The sequence below is a fragment of the Streptomyces sp. NPDC020747 genome, assembly GCF_044334695.1.
Lineage (GTDB): Bacteria > Actinomycetota > Actinomycetes > Streptomycetales > Streptomycetaceae > Streptomyces.
The window spans coordinates 704,721-718,800 of record NZ_JBIRTJ010000002.1; the positions used below are offsets into that span (position 1 = coordinate 704,721).

Below are 14,080 nucleotides of genomic sequence, written 5' to 3' on the forward strand. Positions count from 1 at the left end.
GAAGCCGTCAGGCCTCGAACACCTCCCGCACCAACTGCTCCTGCTCGGCCTGGTGCCGCTTCGCCGAGCCGACGGCCGGTGAGGAGGACGCCGGACGCGAGATCCGCCGCAGCCGCTCCCCGTGAGGAACGTCCGCGCCGACCGCCAGGTCCAGGTGGTCGATCAGGTTGAGCGCGATGAACGGCCAGGCACCCTGGTTCGCCGGCTCCTCCTGGGCCCACAGGTACTTCTCGGCGTTCGGGTACTTGGCGATCTCCGCCTGGAGCTCGGCACCCGGGAGCGGGTACAGGCGCTCGATGCGGATGATGGCCGTGTCCGTCGAGCCGCGCTTGACGCGCTCCCCGTCGAGGTCGTAGTAGACCTTGCCCGCGGTGAAGACGACCTTGCGGACCGCGGACGGGTCCACGGACGCGTCGCCGATGACCGGACGGAAGCCGCCCGTCGTGAACTCCTCCGCCTTCGACGCGGCCGCCTTGAGGCGGAGCATCGACTTCGGGGTGAAGACCACCAACGGCTTGTGGTGCGGGTTGTGCACCTGCCACCGCAGGAGGTGGAAGTAGTTCGACGGGAGGGTCGGCATCGCGACCGTCATGTTGTTCTGCGCGCAGATCTGGAGGAAGCGCTCCGGGCGCGCGGACGAGTGGTCCGGGCCCTGGCCCTCGTAACCGTGCGGCAGCAGGAGCGTGACGCCGGACGTCTGGCCCCACTTCTGCTCCGCCGACGAGATGAACTCGTCCACGACCGTCTGGGCGCCGTTGACGAAGTCGCCGAACTGCGCCTCCCACATGACCAGGGACTCGGGCCTCGCGAGCGAGTAGCCGTACTCGAAGCCCATCGCCGCGTACTCGCTGAGCAGCGAGTCGTAGATGTTGTAACGGGCCTGGTCCTCGGACATGTACTGGAGCGGGGTGAAGTCCTCGCCGGTCTCACGGTCGATCAGCACCGCGTGGCGCTGGCCGAACGTGCCGCGGCGGGAGTCCTGGCCCGAGAGGCGCACCGGGGTGCCCTCCAGGAGCAGGGAGCCGATGGCCAGCGTCTCGCCCATGCCCCAGTCGATCGTGCCGTCCTCGACCATGGCCGCGCGGCGCTGCAACTGGGGCAGCAGACGCGGGTGGACGGTGACGCGCTCGGGGATGTTGACCTGGGACTCGGCGATGCGCTTGACGACCTCCTGGGAGACCGCCGTGGTGACCGCGACCGGGAACTCGGGCTTCACGTCCGGGGCATGGGCCTCGGACGGCGCGTTCGTCGCCTCACGGACCTCCGTGAAGACCTTCTCCAGCTGGCCCTGGTAGTCCTGCAGCGCCTGCTCGGCCTCTTCCAGCGTGATGTCGCCGCGACCGATGAGGGACTCGGTGTAGAGCTTGCGCACCGAGCGCTTCTTGTCGATCAGGTCGTACATCAGCGGCTGGGTGAAGGCCGGGTTGTCCGACTCGTTGTGACCGCGGCGGCGGTAGCAGATGAGGTCGATCACCACGTCCTTGTTGAACGCCTGGCGGAACTCGAAGGCCAGCCGCGCGACGCGGACCACGGCCTCCGGGTCGTCGCCGTTCACGTGGAAGATCGGGGCCTCGATCATGCGGGCCACGTCGGTCGAGTACATGGAGGAGCGCGAGGACTCGGGCGCCGCCGTGAAGCCGACCTGGTTGTTGATGACCACGTGGACCGTGCCGCCGGTGCGGTAGCCGCGCAGCTGCGACATGTTCAGGGTCTCCGCGACCACGCCCTGGCCCGCGAAGGCCGCGTCGCCGTGCAGGGCCACCGGCAGGACCGTGAAGTCCGTGCCGCCCTTGTTGATGACGTCCTGCTTGGCGCGGACGACACCCTCCAGGACCGGGTCGACCGCCTCCAGGTGCGAGGGGTTGGCGGCCAGCGAGACCTTGATCTGCTCGCCGTCCAGACCGGTGAACACGCCCTCGGCGCCCAGGTGGTACTTCACGTCACCGGAGCCGTGCATCGACTTCGGGTCGAGGTTGCCCTCGAACTCGCGGAAGATCTGCGCGTACGACTTGCCGACGATGTTCGCCAGGACGTTCAGCCGGCCGCGGTGGGCCATGCCGATGACGACCTCGTCGAGACGGGACTCCGCCGCGCTGTCGAGCACCGCGTCGAGCAGCGGGATGACGGACTCGCCGCCCTCCAGGGAGAAGCGCTTCTGGCCGACGTACTTCGTCTGCAGGAAGGTCTCGAAGGCCTCCGCCGCGTTCAGCCGCCGCAGGATGCGCAGCTGCTCCTCGCGCTCCGGCTTGGTGTTCGAGCGCTCGATGCGGTCCTGGATCCACTTGCGCTGCTTCGGGTCCTGGATGTGCATGAACTCGACGCCGGTGGTGCGGCAGTACGAGTCGCGCAGGACGCCGAGGATGGAGCGCAGCTTCATCATCGACTTGCCGGCGAAACCGCCGACCGCGAACTCGCGCTCCAGGTCCCACAGGGTGAGCCCGTGCTCGGTGATGTCCAGGTCGGGGTGCTTGCGCTGCTTGTACTCCAGCGGGTCGGTGTCGGCCATGACGTGGCCGCGGACCCGGTAGGAGTGGATCAGCTCGAAGACGCGCGCGGCCTTCGTGACGTCGTCGTCGTGCGAGGCGTCGATGTCCTTGAGCCAGCGGACCGGCTCGTACGGAATGCGCAGGGCCTCGAAGATCTCGTCGTAGAAGCCGTTCTCGCCGAGGAGGTAGTTCGCGACGACGCGGAGGAACTCGCCCGACGCGGCGCCCTGGATCACCCGGTGGTCGTAGGTCGACGTGAGCGTCATGACCTTCGAGATGCCGAGCTTGTTCAGGGTGTCCTGGGACGTGCCCTGGAACTCCGCCGGGTAGTCCATCGAGCCGACGCCCATGATGACCGACTGACCGGGCATCAGACGCGGGACCGAGTGGACGGTGCCGAGGCCGCCGGGGTTGGTCAGGGAGACCGTGACCCCGGTGAAGTCGTCCATCGTCAGCTTGCCGTCACGGGCGCGGCGGACGATGTCCTCGTAGGCCTGCCAGAACTCGAAGAAGTTGAGCGTCTCGGCCTTCTTGATGCCCGCGACGACCAGCTGGCGGTCGCCGTTGGGCTTCACCAGGTCGATGGCGAGGCCGAAGTTGATGTGCTCCGGCTTGACCAGCGTCGGCTTGCCGTCCTTCTCCACGAAGGAGTAGTTCATCGACGGCATGGCCTTGATGGCCTGCACCATCGCGTAGCCGATGAGGTGGGTGAAGGAGATCTTCCCGCCCCGGGCACGCTTCAGGTGGTTGTTGATGACGATGCGGTTGTCGAAGAGCAGCTTCACCGGGACGGCGCGCACGGACGTGGCCGTGGGCACCTCGATGGAGGCGTTCATGTTCTTCGCGACCGCGGCGCTCGGGCCGCGCAGCGTCACGTACTCCGGACCCGCGGGGGACTCCGGCGCCGGTGCGGCCTTCTCGGCGGCCGGCTCGGCCGCGGCGGGCTTCGCCGGAGCCGGAGCCGCTGCGGGAGCAGCGGCGGCAGGCTTCGCCGGCGCGGCGGCCGCGGGCTTCGGCGCCGCGGGTGCGGCCGGGGCCGGAGCGGCCTGAGCCGGAGCCGCGGGCGCGGCAGGTGCGGCCGGAGCGACCGTGGTGGTACCCGCGGCCCCCGCGGCCGCGGTACCCGACGGAGCCGAGGCGGCGACGCCGCCCGGCTTGTAGTCGGCGAAGAAGTCCCACCAGGCTCGGTCTACCGAATTCGGGTCCTGGAGGTACTGCTGATAGATCTCGTCGACGAGCCACTCATTGGGACCGAACGCAGCAGCGGGGTTCTTCCCGGCTTGGTCCTCGGTCGAGGTGCTCGAGTTACTGGGGGACTGTGGCGACACGGCGGCAACCGCCCTCTTCCGCTTCACAAGGTGATGGACAGCGGGAATAAAGGCTACGCCTCCCGGACCGCGTAGGTCAGGCCGGGCATGGTCATCGTCGCGTAAGTCACATCGAAAAGCGTGTTTCGGTGGTGGAAATGGCGGGAAACAAGCGAGGTTCCGATGCGGAACCGACACGTTGGGTCAGAACTGCGACCCCGAAAGGCCGAGCCTCCGTACGAGGACCGCGCGATGACACGTGTCCTGCTGCCCGATCACACGTTTCACTCATGGATCTTGGGCTCTCGATTTGAACCCTACGTCAACCTGTCAAGCGAAGGCACGCCCGGAAGAGTGACCTGGATCCGGCAGCCACGCGGGGATTCGGCCACTCCGATCCGGCCGCCGTGCAGATCCACCGCCCAGCGGGCGATCGCGAGCCCCAGACCCGTACCGCCGTCGCTGCCGGGACCGTGCGGGGCGACCACACCGCCGCGGTTGAACCGCTCGAAGACCCGGTGCCACTCCGAGCGCGGGATGCCCGGACCCTCGTCCAGGATCTCCAGGTCCAGCGACTCGTGTCCCTCGCCGCGCCGGGCCTTCACGGTGACACGGCCGTGCGGGGGGCTGTGCTTGACCGCGTTGTCGATGAGGTTGGCGACGACCTGGTGTATCCGCTCCGGGTCCGCGTGCGCGGTCAGCTCGGGCGGCGAGACATCGAGGTGCAGATGGACGTCCGTCCGTGTGTGGCTGCCGGAGCCCGAGGCTATGCCCGCGCGCGCGGAGGCCACCATGTTGGCCTCCTTCAGCACGCCGGACAGGTACGGCCACACCTCGAAGCGGCGCTTGCGCAGCGGTACGACGCCGTTGTCCAGGCGGGACAGGTCGAGAAGCGTCTCCACGAGCCGCCCCAGCCGCTCCGTCTGCTTCAGGGCCGTACGCATCGTCTCGGGGTCGGCGGCGGACACGCCGTCCACCACGTTCTCCAGGACCGCGCGCAGGCCGGCGATGGGGGTGCGCAGTTCGTGGGAGACGTTCGCCACGAGTTCCTTGCGCTGGCGCTCCTGGGCCTCCAGGTCGTCGGCCATACGGTTGATCGTCTGGGCCAGGTCGCCCAGCTCGTCGCGGCGGTCGGCGCCCCTGACCCGGCGGGTGTAGTCGCCGTGCGAGATGCCCCGCGCCACGGTGTTCATCTCGTCGAGCGGGGAGGTCAGCGAGTGCGCCACGAACTGGGTGATCAGCAGGGTCGCAATCACCGAGAAGACCGTGATGAAGCGCAGCTCCGTCTCGGTGCGCACCGCGATCATCAGCAGACCGGTGGTGATGAAGACCGAGACGACGACCAGAGCGCCGAGCTTCGTCTTGATCGAGAAGGGCCGCACCTCGCCCCAGGAGCCCGTGGCCGATCCCGCCGCGGAGGTGTCACCGGCGGCCGACGCCATCGCGGAAGCGGGGGCCGTTCCGGAAACCGATGCCGATCCGGACGCCGCACTCGAATCGGGCGCCGGACTCAGTCCGGACACCGAGCCCGTACCGCTACCGGCTTCGATACCCGTACCCGTACGGGGCGGTGAGTCCGGACCGGGGCCGACGAACGCACCCGTACCCGAGCCGGTGGGCGACCCCGCGTCCGAGCCGGCATGTGCCCCTGGTCCCGAGCGCCTGCCCGAGCCCGGGCGCCTGCCGAAAGGTGAACGGGATCCCGCAACCGCCAGCACGTTCCTGCGCCACGCACCGATACCGCTCATCACTTCCGCCCCTCAACCAGGGTGCCCGACTCTAGGGCGTCGGGGTCTCCAGCGCGTAGCCCACGCCATGAACCGTACGGATGCGCTCGGCGCCGATCTTCCGGCGCAGCGCCTTGATGTGGCTGTCCACGGTGCGGGTGCCGGACGCGTCGGCCCAGTCCCACACCTCGGCCAGCAGCTGCTCGCGCGAGAGCACCGCGCGCGGCGTGTTCGCGAGGCAGACCAGCAGGTCGAACTCCGTGGGCGTGAGATGCACGTCCTCGGAGCGCACCCGGACCCTGCGCTGCGCGTGGTCGATCTCCAGCTCGCCGAGCCGCAGGATGCCCGAGCGCGGCGTCGACGCGGCCAGCGCGGCGCGCTCCACGCGTCGTAGCAGTACGTGCACGCGCGCGGCCAGCTCGCGCATCGAGAACGGCTTCGTCATGTAGTCGTCGGCGCCCACGCCGAGCCCGACCAGCATGTCCGTCTCGTCGTCGCGCGCGGTGAGCATCAGTACCGGCACCGGACGGGCCGCCTGCACCCGGCGACAGACCTCCAGGCCGTCGAAACCGGGCAGCATGATGTCGAGGATCAGCAGGTCGGGCTGCCATGCCTCCGCCGTGTCGACGGCGGCCGGCCCGTCACCCGCCGTTTGCACGAGGAACCCCTCGGCACGAAGGCGGGCGGCGATGGCGTCCACGATCGTGGGATCGTCCTCGACCACCAGCACCCGGCGCTGAGCGCCCGGCGTGGCCGCCGTGCCGTTCTGGGAGGTGTGTGTCTGCTCCATCGCCCGCCCCTGAGTGTGCTTTCCGGAACCAGTGGGGTGATTCCATGACTGCGCTTGACGCTTGAATGATCGGCGTCAGGTCAGCAGGGTACGGGCAGTGACCGCCGCTCGGCTATCCAGGCCCGATCGCGAGATGCACGACGTCCGGAACGCCCCGGGCAACCGGGATCTCTTCGGTACGCACCCGTCGGAACCCGGCATTCCGCAAGGTTCTTGAGAAATCAGGCGAGGGTCTGGCCGACCACACGGCCAGTACCCCGCCGGGCCTCAACACCCTTGCGCACGCGTCGAGTCCGGCCGTCGAGTAGAGGTTTTCGTTGCCCTCCGTGACGGTCCACTCGGGTCCGTTGTCGATGTCGAGGCACAGCGCGTCGTACGTGTCGGACGTCTCATTGACGTATGCGACGAGATCCGCCTCGACGATCTCCGTACGCGGATCCGCGAGCGCGCGCGACGAAAGCCCGGCGAGCGGACCGGACCGGTGCCAGTCGATGATCGCCCGCTCCCGTTCGACGACGGCGATCCTGCCCCAGCGCGGCTCGGCGGCCGCGTGTGCGAGCGAGAAGCCGACGCCCAGGCCGCCGATCAGGACGTCGGGCCCCGGCCGTTCGTCCAGCGCGCCGAGCGCGGCCTCGACCAGACGTCTCTCCGAGCGTCCGTCGGAGGTGTCCATGAGGAAACACCCGTTGGCGATGATCTGCAGCAGCCCACCGTGGCGGCGGAGCACGACCTCGCCGTACGGCCCCTCGCGACGGTCGATGACTTCGGGAGCGCCGTGGGAAGCGTCGAAGGGGGTGCCGTAGGAGGTGTCGTGCGAGGTGGTCATGCGGCCATCCTGGCAAGTTCCCCCAGCACGAGCAGCTGAATTGCGCCGGGCCGCGCCCGACGATGAGAGATCGCTGTGAATCGGTCCTTCGGTGGCGCCCGTCACAGACAGGCCGGCCGTGCGAAGCTGAGGGTGGGGGTGACGGAAGGAGCCTCCACCGTGAAAAGGCCTGTGACGAGCGGCGCGGAGACGACGACCCCCGCCGCACCCTCCGCCTCCACCGCCGATCCTTACGCCGTTCGCGCCACCGGTCCGGGCGCCGCTCCCGCCGCCGGGCTCGACGGCATCCCGCGGCAGCGGCCTCTCGCCGTCGAGCGCGTGTATGTCGCTGTCGCCTCCGCCGAGAGCGCGACCGCGGCTGCCGAGAACGCGCCGCCCGCCACCACCGGGAGTGCCCGGCCCCTGCTCACCCCCCTTCGCCGCGTGCGGCCCTGGCGGCTGTTCCCCACGCCCACCGGAACCTCCTTCACCTTCGGCTACGCGGTCGTCCTCGCGGTGACCTCTCTCATTGCCGAGTACGGGGACCCGGACCTGGTGGACCGGGTGCTCCAGGGGTCCAGTACCGATGTGGCGCATCTGGCGCAGTCGCCGGTGCGCGTGCTGGTCGCCAGCGCGCTGTGGATAGCGGGAGGTCTCACGTCGGCGTACGTGATCGCCTTCCTGCTGGTGCTCACCGCGTTGGAGCGGCGGATCGGCGGGTGGCGTACGGCGGGCGTCTTCCTGCTGGGCCACGGCCTGGCGACGCTGGCCACCGAGATACCCGTCGGCCTCTCCGTCCTCGCCGGGCACCTCCCCGAGAGCTCGCTCCACCGCTACGACTACGGCATCAGCTTCGGCGTCGCCGCGAGCGTCGGCGCGCTGGCCGGGCTGTTGAGTCCCTGGCTGCGCTGGACCGTGCTCGCGGTGTTCGGCTGGATGGTCGTCGGCGACCTGATCGCGTTCACGGATCCGATGACGAACTGGGGCCACGTGATGGCACTGGCCATCGGGGTGGCCACCTGGCCGCTGCTGCGACGGGTCAGCTCCAGGACGACGACCGGGACCCGGGAGACCCCTCGTACGGCACGGGCCTGCCGGTGAACGCGTCGAGGAGCATGCGGTCGCCGACCGGCCGGTCCAGTTTCACGGTCACCTTCTTCGCGCGCAGTTCCTTTGTGCAGAGACCGTCGGAGGGGTTGCGGATCCAGGCGGAGAACACCACGTTGTCCCCGCTCTCCAGCACGTCGACGCCGGGGCCGTCGTCACAGGCCCCGTGGTGGGCGCGCAGGACGACGGTCCGGCCGTCCCGCGACACCGTGTCCAGTCCGGCCAGCTCCCACAGGTCTGCCGTCAGGTCCGGTACGGGCTTCACCGGGGGCTTCGGAAGCTTCGAGGCGACGACCGCGACGCGCTTGAGCGGCGTGTCGTAGCCCTTGATCGTGAAGTGCCAGGCGGGGACCGTCGCCGGCCCGCGGCTGGTGCGGATCGTCATCTCCCCGAGCCGCGCGCCGGTCACGGTGAGCCGGGGCCCGGTCCCGGGACCGGAACCCGTGCCGACTTTCTCGTACGCCGCCCGCGCCGACACGACCGGAACGGCCAGCGAGCCGCCGCTCGGCCAGCGGACCTCCCCCTTCTTCGGCGGGGCGCCGGGAAGGGAACCGCGGAGCTCGAAGTTCTGCCGCTGGTACGCCTGCTTGTCCGCGTCGCTGTGGAACGCCCCCTCGGGCAGCCGGACCGGGTCCCCCAGCGGGAAGTACCCCGCACGCCACGCCCGCGCCGCCGCCGAGCCCTCCCAGGCGTCGGAGACCTGACGCGCGCGTTCCGCGGTGCGGGCCGGGTCGTGCCGCGAGCCACTGTCGCCGTACTTGTCTCCGCAGCCGGAGACCCCGACGGCCGCGGTGACGAACAGGCCTGTGACGACGAGCAACCGACGCAGTCGAGCGGTCCGCATGATGCCCCCGAGGTGGACGGCCGGAACGGATGAGGAACCCGGCGCTACACCTGTGACGCACCGGCCGGGCGAGACGTTCACCGACCTTCGCCGACGTGATCGCTCACAGCGAACAGCGCCAGGGGAACAATCGAGGGCTCACATGCATTGAGTCGGCATAGCTCAACTTGAATGCCGAAGGGGAGATCATGACTTTGACGTCCGAACCGCTCACTCTGCCCGTGCTGCCGCTCGACGACGAGGTCGTGCTGCCCGGCATGGTGGTGCCCCTGGACCTCAACGACGCCGACGTACGCGCCGCGGTGGAGGCCGCACAGGCCGCCGCGCGGTCCAGTGGAGGAAGCAAGCCGAGGGTGCTGCTTGTTCCGCGGATCGACGGGACGTACGCGAACACGGGTGTGCTGGGCACGGTCGAGCAGGTCGGACGCCTCGCCGACGGCGACCCCGGCGCCCTGATCCGCGGGCGCGGCCGGGTGCGCGTGGGCGCCGGTACGACCGGCCCCGGAGCCGCTCTGTGGGTGGAGGGCGTCCAGGTCGAGGAGACCGTGCCCGACCCGCTGCCCGGTGCCGTGACCGAGCTGGTCAAGGAGTACAAGGCGCTGGCCACCAACTGGCTGAAGAAGCGCGCCGCCTGGCAGGTCGTGGACCGCGTCCAGGCCATCGACGACGTGTCCGCGCTCGCCGACAACTCCGGCTACTCGCCGTTCCTCACGACCGCCCAGAAGGTCGAGCTCCTGGAGACCTCCGACCCGGTGGCCCGGCTGAAGCTCGCCACCGAGCAGCTGCGCGAGCACCTCGCCGAGCAGGATGTCGCCGAGTCCATCGCCAAGGACGTACAGGAAGGTGTGGACAAGCAGCAGCGGGAGTTCCTGCTGCGGCGCCAGCTGGAGGCCGTCCGCAAGGAGCTGCGCGAGCTGAACGGCGAGGCGGAGGGCGAGGAGTCCGACGACTACCGGACCCGCGTCGAGGCCGCCGACCTCCCCGAGAAGGTCCGCGAGGCCGCGCTCAAGGAGGTCGAGAAGCTGGAGCGCTCCAGCGACCAGTCGCCCGAGGGCTCCTGGATCCGCACCTGGCTCGACACAGTGCTCGAACTGCCCTGGAACGAGCGCACCGAGGACGAGTACGACATCCAGGGCGCCAAGGCGATCCTGGACGCCGAGCACGCCGGTCTGGAGGACGTGAAGGAGCGGATCACCGAGTACCTGGCCGTGCGCAAGCGGCGCAACGACCGTGGTCTGGGTGTCGTGGGCGGCCGCCGCGGCGGTGCCGTGCTCGCGCTCGTCGGACCTCCCGGCGTCGGCAAGACCAGCCTCGGCGAGTCCGTCGCGCACGCCATGGGCCGCAAGTTCGTCCGGGTCGCCCTCGGCGGCGTACGGGACGAGGCGGAGATCCGCGGCCACCGGCGTACGTACGTCGGCGCGCTGCCCGGCCGTGTCGTGCGGGCCATCAAGGAGGCCGGGTCCATGAACCCGGTGGTCCTGCTGGACGAGATCGACAAGGTGGGCTCCGACTTCCGCGGCGACCCTGCCGCGGCCCTGCTCGAAGTCCTCGACCCGGCGCAGAACCACACCTTCCGGGACCACTACCTGGAGGTCGAACTCGACCTGAGCGACGTGGTGTTCCTCGCCACGGCGAACGTGCTGGAGGCCATCCCGGAGGCGCTGCTCGACCGTATGGAGCTGGTGCGCCTGGACGGCTACACCGAGGACGAGAAGGTCGTCATCGCCCGGGACCACCTGCTGCCGCGTCAGTTGGAGCGGGCCGGTCTGGAGAAGGCCGAAGTCACCCTGGACGAGAGCGCGTTGCGCAAGCTGGCCGGCGAGTACACGCGCGAGGCGGGCGTACGCAACCTGGAGCGGTCCGTCGCACGGCTGCTCCGAAAGGTGGCGGCACAGCACGAACTCGGCGAGCGGGAACTGCCGTTCACGGTCGGCGCCGACGATCTGCGCGCGCTGATCGGCCGGCCGCACCACGTGCCCGAGTCCGCCACGGACCCGGCCGACCGCCGCACGGCGGTGCCGGGCGTGGCGACCGGACTAGCGGTCACGGGCGCGGGCGGTGACGTCCTCTTCGTGGAGGCGTCGCTGGCCGACCCCGAGACGGGCGCGTCGGGTCTGACCCTGACCGGACAGCTCGGTGACGTCATGAAGGAGTCGGCACAGATCGCGCTCTCCTTCCTGCGGAGCCACGGAGCCGAACTCGAACTGCCCGTGGGCGACCTGAAGGACCGGGGTGCGCACATCCACTTCCCGGCCGGCGCGGTCCCCAAGGACGGCCCGAGCGCCGGTGTCACCATGACGACGGCCCTCGCCTCGCTCCTGTCCGGCCGGCTGGTCCGTACGGACGTGGCCATGACGGGTGAGGTCTCGCTCACCGGCCGGGTGCTCCCGATCGGCGGAGTCAAGCAGAAGCTGCTCGTCGCGCACCGGGCCGGGGTCACCACCGTGATCATCCCGAAGCGCAACGAGGCCGACCTGGACGACGTCCCGGCCGAGGTCCTGGAGAAGCTCGACGTCCACGCCGTCACGGACGTCCGCCAGGTCCTCGAACTGGCCCTCGCCCCGGCGACGAACGGCGCGGCGACGGAGGTTCCGGTGGCGGCGTGACGGGCGTCCACCGGTAACGCAAGGCCCGGGTCCCTCTTTTCGAGGGGTTCGGGCCTTCCGCGTACGTACGAGGTCTGGGCGAGACGTACGTGCAAAGGGCGCGGCGCTCAGCCGTTGGCCGGCGCCGCCACCCGGTCCAGGGCCCCGTTGAACTTGTCGTCCGTCTGCGTGGCGTCACCGGGGGTCGGCAGACCGCCCTGGCCGTCGTGCGGGATGACGCCCATGCCCATGTGGGCGGAGCCCCGGGGCGGGACGTCGGCCGCCTGGGCCGGGAACGGGAGAGTGAGAGGAGGAGGAGAGAGACGAGGAGAGAGACGAGGAGAGAGACGAGGGAGATCAGGGCTGCGAGCGGTAATCGGGATCTGTGCACGGGCATTGCGTGCCTCCGAAGGCTCGACGTGCTCGAAGTACCGGAACGTGCTCGAAGGCGCGGGAGCGTGCGCGAAGGTGGGGCAACGCGCTCGCGGAGTGCTCGATGTGGTAGTGGCGTGGGCATGCCATCGGGTGCCTGTCAGTGAAGCTGCGCGCCGTGACGACCGGGCGGAAAGAGGGGCCGGAGGCCGCCGTTGGTCTATTCCTGCGAAATACTGGCCCAGCTGCGGCAATGGCGGTCTTTGGCGGAAACTTTCACGATCGGGAAACCGGGTCATGGGTGCTGACGTGCACGAGGACGGAAACGGCGAAGGGCACCGGACGAAATCCGGCGCCCCGGCGAGTGGCGTGGACCAGGGCGGGAGGGACCAGGAGTTCCTCGCCCTGGAACGTGAGCTGACCCTCCTGCTGCGGCGTGCCCGCGCCTCCTCCGGCGAGATGGTCCGGGAGGTCCATCCCGACCTGGAGTCCTCCGCGTACGGACTTCTCGTGCGGCTGGAGGAGATCGGCCGGCAGCGGGCCACGGAGCTCGCCGCCTATATCGGCGTCGGCAAGGCCACGATGTCGCGGCAGCTGCGGGCGCTGGAGGAGATGGGCGTCGTCGCCCGCGAGCCGGATCCCGCGGACGGGCGGGCCTGGCTCGTTCATCTCACGGAGGAGGGGCGGGTGCGGTTTCGCGCCGTGCGCGATGCCCGGCGGGCGCGGTACGTACAGGAGCTCGCCAGCTGGGACCGGAAGGAAGTGGCCGAGCTGGCGCGGTTGTTGCATCGGCTGAACCGGGGGGTTGAGGGGTAACGCTCGGCTGGACGGCCGGCCGGCCGGTGGTGACGTGCGGGTCGTGGGGCTGAGCGCGCCCCGCGGCGGAGCCGCAGATGCCACAGCCCCCCGCCGCTGAAGGGACGCCCTCGCCTACAACTCCACGTACGCCACCGTCGCGTCGTCATGTTGTTTCGACCTGCCCAGGAACACCCGCTCCGTATCCGCCAGTTCCAGTGCCCGTACGCGGTCGACGAGTGCCTGGCCGCCCTCCTTGCGGACCAGGGCGAACAGGTCCGCCCAGTCGCCCTCGTGGAACTTGTCCGTCCAGCGGGTCGCGCCGTCGGTGAGGGCGGCCAGGGCGCGGACGTCGGGGCGGGGGAGGGTGCCCGTCACCGCTCGCGACGCCACCGAGGGGTCCGACGCTGCCGTGAAGAAGCCGCCCTCCTTGTTGCGGAGGGTGGCGTCCGTGGCGGTGTGGGAGGTCAGGGTGGCGCGGGGGACTCGGGACAGGCGGTCGTCGAGGAGCGGGGTGACCTCGCCGGTGGGGGATTCCACGAGGAGGGCCGAGTCCGAGAGGACCAGGTACTCGACGGATTCGGGCGACCAGCGGGCCAGGACGACGGTCGCCTGTGGGGTGCGTGGGTGAGAAAGGTCACAGGTGGCTCGATGGGCGTCGGCGGTACGCAGGATGGCCTGCGCGAGCACCTCGGGCAGCGTCAGATCCCGCCGTGAAACGGACAGTTCGTGCAGGGATCCGCCCAGGCGGGCCGTGAACCAAGGGACGGAATGCAGACAGGCGTAGTCGGCGGACGGCGGCGTCACACCGTCCAGGACGACGAGTGAACCGCCCTGTCCGGAGGCGGGAAGTCCGAGCGACGCGTAGTCCTCGTCGGGGCGGGCGGGGTCACCGGGGACCGAGATCAGTTCCGAGCGCATTCGGCCAGTCTGCACGAGCCCTTCACAAGCTTCGCCAAAGGCTGGCAACCGTCGCCGAATTGCCCCTGACAGGCAGGTCAGGCGCCTGTTTTGAGGTGGAATCACCGAGTCCGGTGAAGCGTGGCGGCGCATCTTGCCACCGGTCGCCGTGGACGTCCAACCGGCCCGCCGCGCAAGGGTGTCGCACGCGCCACGGGAACTTGCCGGTCCGCTCCTCGGGGATGTTCACTCCTTCGTGTGGCGGGTCAGGCGATGCGCGACCACTGCCCACCGGCACTGGGAGGGTCGGGAGCCGTACCGGGACGACACGCGAGTTGACGGATCGTCACCCGGGCCCATGG

General features: G+C 70.1%; 10 protein-coding genes. 3 read left to right on the forward strand and 7 right to left on the reverse strand.

What is annotated here, in order from left to right:
- Positions 1-7: 7 nt before the first annotated feature.
- The 4 genes from ACH4YP_RS08230 to ACH4YP_RS08245 all read right to left on the reverse strand — a co-directional run bounded on the left by ACH4YP_RS08230 (position 8) and on the right by ACH4YP_RS08245 (position 7,136).
- Positions 8-3,814, reverse strand: a complete 3,807-nt coding sequence (locus tag ACH4YP_RS08230) for a multifunctional oxoglutarate decarboxylase/oxoglutarate dehydrogenase thiamine pyrophosphate-binding subunit/dihydrolipoyllysine-residue succinyltransferase subunit (RefSeq protein ID WP_398489879.1) — start codon at positions 3,812-3,814, stop codon at positions 8-10.
- 296 nt (positions 3,815-4,110) lie between these two features.
- A complete protein-coding gene (locus tag ACH4YP_RS08235) occupies positions 4,111-5,235 on the reverse strand; it encodes an ATP-binding protein (protein ID WP_398489881.1) in 1,125 nt (374 codons plus the stop codon).
- A 337-nt stretch (positions 5,236-5,572) separates the two neighbouring features.
- Complete coding sequence (locus ACH4YP_RS08240) at positions 5,573-6,310, reverse strand: response regulator transcription factor (protein ID WP_143636317.1); 738 nt, start codon at positions 6,308-6,310, stop codon at positions 5,573-5,575.
- Between the two features lie 112 nt (positions 6,311-6,422).
- A complete protein-coding gene (locus ACH4YP_RS08245) occupies positions 6,423-7,136 on the reverse strand; it encodes a spermidine synthase (protein WP_398489882.1) in 714 nt (237 codons plus the stop codon).
- 159 nt (positions 7,137-7,295) lie between these two features.
- On the opposite strand from ACH4YP_RS08245, the gene ACH4YP_RS08250 reads away from it, so the two are divergent.
- Entirely contained in the window at positions 7,296-8,216 is a 921-nt protein-coding gene (locus ACH4YP_RS08250; protein ID WP_398489884.1) for a rhomboid-like protein, read from the forward strand.
- Here the strand turns inward: ACH4YP_RS08250 and ACH4YP_RS08255 are convergent.
- A complete protein-coding gene (locus tag ACH4YP_RS08255; RefSeq protein WP_398489885.1) occupies positions 8,155-9,066 on the reverse strand; it encodes a hypothetical protein in 912 nt (303 codons plus the stop codon). The genes ACH4YP_RS08250 and ACH4YP_RS08255 overlap by 62 nt on opposite strands.
- A 188-nt stretch (positions 9,067-9,254) precedes the next feature.
- Here ACH4YP_RS08255 and lon point away from each other — a divergent pair, with 188 nt between their 5' ends.
- The gene (gene lon, locus ACH4YP_RS08260; protein WP_398489887.1) at positions 9,255-11,672 is read left to right on the forward strand and encodes an endopeptidase La; all 2,418 of its coding nucleotides are present in this window, start codon (positions 9,255-9,257) and stop codon (positions 11,670-11,672) included.
- Between the two features lie 107 nt (positions 11,673-11,779).
- Here the strand turns inward: lon and ACH4YP_RS08265 are convergent, their stop codons facing one another.
- Positions 11,780-11,902: a hypothetical protein gene (locus ACH4YP_RS08265; RefSeq protein WP_361069601.1), complete on the reverse strand. Its 123-nt coding sequence runs from the start codon at positions 11,900-11,902 to the stop codon at positions 11,780-11,782.
- 430 nt (positions 11,903-12,332) lie between these two features.
- Between ACH4YP_RS08265 and ACH4YP_RS08270 the strand changes: the two genes are divergently transcribed.
- Positions 12,333-12,839: a MarR family transcriptional regulator gene (locus ACH4YP_RS08270; protein ID WP_361069623.1), complete on the forward strand. Its 507-nt coding sequence runs from the start codon at positions 12,333-12,335 to the stop codon at positions 12,837-12,839.
- Between the two features lie 114 nt (positions 12,840-12,953).
- Here the strand turns inward: ACH4YP_RS08270 and ACH4YP_RS08275 are convergent, their stop codons facing one another.
- On the reverse strand, positions 12,954-13,739 hold the full coding sequence (locus tag ACH4YP_RS08275) for a protein phosphatase 2C domain-containing protein (RefSeq protein ID WP_361069603.1): 786 nt from the start codon (positions 13,737-13,739) through the stop codon (positions 12,954-12,956).
- Between the last annotated feature and the right edge of the window lie 341 nt (positions 13,740-14,080).